The 2,020-nt window shown below is 54.9% G+C and carries 2 protein-coding genes; both read left to right on the top strand.

Features of this window, described 5'->3' with window-relative positions:
* A partial coding sequence (locus WH277_RS00420) for a mannosyl-3-phosphoglycerate phosphatase-related protein (protein ID WP_339503712.1) occupies positions 1 to 793 on the top strand: 793 nt, incomplete at its 5' end.
* A 27-nt stretch (positions 794 to 820) separates the two neighbouring features.
* Positions 821 to 2,020 (top strand): glycosyl transferase (locus WH277_RS00415; RefSeq protein WP_339503710.1); only part of this gene is annotated, 1,200 nt, incomplete at its 3' end.

Raw genomic sequence — 2,020 nt, 5'->3', positions numbered from 1 at the left:
GCAGGACCCACTGATGATCGTCACCGATCTCGACGGCTCGCTGCTTGACCACCACACCTACAGCTGGCAGCCTGCTGAACCCTGGCTGGCACGTTTGCAGGCGAACCACATTCCGCTGGTGATCTGCTCAAGCAAAACCGCAGCAGAAATTATTCCACTACAGCGTGCACTCGGGCTAAGCGGTGCGCCTTTTATTGCTGAAAATGGTGCCGTCGTGAGTGATGGTCTCGCCCGTACGTCCTTACCACACCTTACTGAAAGCCCAGTTGATTACCCTTCATTGTGCCTGCAGTTAGCACAGCTGAAGCAGCAGTATGGCTTTAAGTTCACCGGTTTTTCTGAGGTGAGCGAAAAAGAGGTTTCCGAATGGACGGGACTGACGCCCCATGATGCTGCTCTGGCCCGATTGCGCGAAGCCTCCGAAAGCCTTATCTGGCGTGATAGCAGTGAACAGTTCGCACTTTTCTGCCAGCAACTGGAAGTCCGGGCATTGACGTTAGTTCAGGGCGGACGCTTCTGGCATGTCATGCGTCAGGGCAGCGGAAAAGGTGCCGCACTGCGCTGGCTGCTTCAGCACACCGCGCAGGGAGATAAACCGCCCGTCACCATCGGACTGGGCGATGGCCCCAACGATGCGCCGATGCTGGATGCCGTCGATTATGCCGTCGTGATCAAAGGCTACAGTAAAAATCCCATCATCCTGCAACGGCAGGACAAACATCATATCTATCATACCGCGCATTTTGGCCCCGAAGGCTGGAGCGAAGGGCTGGCGCATTTTATCACTCAGTAAACTGAGGCGATTTTTAAGGGGTAAGCGATGAGCGATTTTTACCAAAATGGCGTGATAACGAATTTTCATAATCTGACCGGACGCTCCGTAGAGGCGCTGGAAAAAGATCTGGTGCGCTTTTCACGCAAGCGCAAAATGGGGTTGATCCTGCCTTCACTCTTTTCCGAACTGGAAGGTCCCGCCCTCAGTCATATTGTCGATGAACTGGCAAAAGTCCCCTACCTGTCTGAGATCGTTATCGGGCTGGATCGCGCGGACCGCGACCAGTTTCTGCTCGCCCGCGAGTTCTTTTCGCGTCTGCCACAGCGTCATCGTATTTTGTGGAACGATGGACCTCGCCTGAAAGCGCTGGATGCGGAGCTGGACAAAGAGGGACTATCGCCTTCTCAACCTGGAAAGGGCCGTAACGTCTGGTTTTGCACCGGCTATACCCTGGCGTCCGATAAGTCGGCCTGCGTGGCGCTGCACGACTGCGATATTGTTACCTATGAACGGGGAATGCTGGCCCGCCTGCTCTATCCCCTGGCTAACCCCAGCTTTCAGTATGAATTCTGCAAAGGTTTCTATGCGCGGGTCGCCGATAACAAGCTGAACGGTCGTGTGGGGCGACTGCTGGTCGGGCCGCTGTTACGTTCGCTGCAAAAAGTGTACGGCCACTCTGAGTATCTGGACTACCTGACCAGCTTTCGCTATCCCCTTTCCGGGGAGTTCGCCATGCGCACGCATGTGTTGAACGGCATCAAGCTGCCGGGCGACTGGGGACTGGAGATCGGTGTACTGTCAGAAATATACCGCAACTACACCACCCGTCAGAGCTGCCAGGTAGAGATCGCGGATAATTACGATCATAAGCATCAGCCGCTGGCTGAAGAGGACGGCACCGGCGGTCTGAAGCGCATGAGCAACGACATTGTGCAGTCGCTACTGCGCAAAATGGCCACGATGGGGGTCAGTATCACCAGCGATTCCTTCCGCGTACTGAAAGCAACCTATTATCGCAATGCGCTGGATATGATGGAAATCTACCACCATGAAGCGACCATGAACGGCCTGACGTTCGATCAACATGCAGAAGAAGCCGCCGTCGAAACCTTTACACAGTCGATTCTTGATGCAGGACAAGCCTTTATCGAACGCCCGAATGAGAAGCCGTTTATCCCCAGCTGGGGCCGGGTACAGTCCGCCTTTCCTGATATCATGCAACGCATTTATCAGGCGGTCGAAGAT

The sequence above is a fragment of the Erwinia sp. MYb416 genome, assembly GCF_037479575.1.
GTDB classification, from domain to species: Bacteria; Pseudomonadota; Gammaproteobacteria; order Enterobacterales; family Enterobacteriaceae; genus Erwinia; species Erwinia rhapontici.
This window is presented reverse-complemented; position numbering and strand designations above follow the sequence as displayed.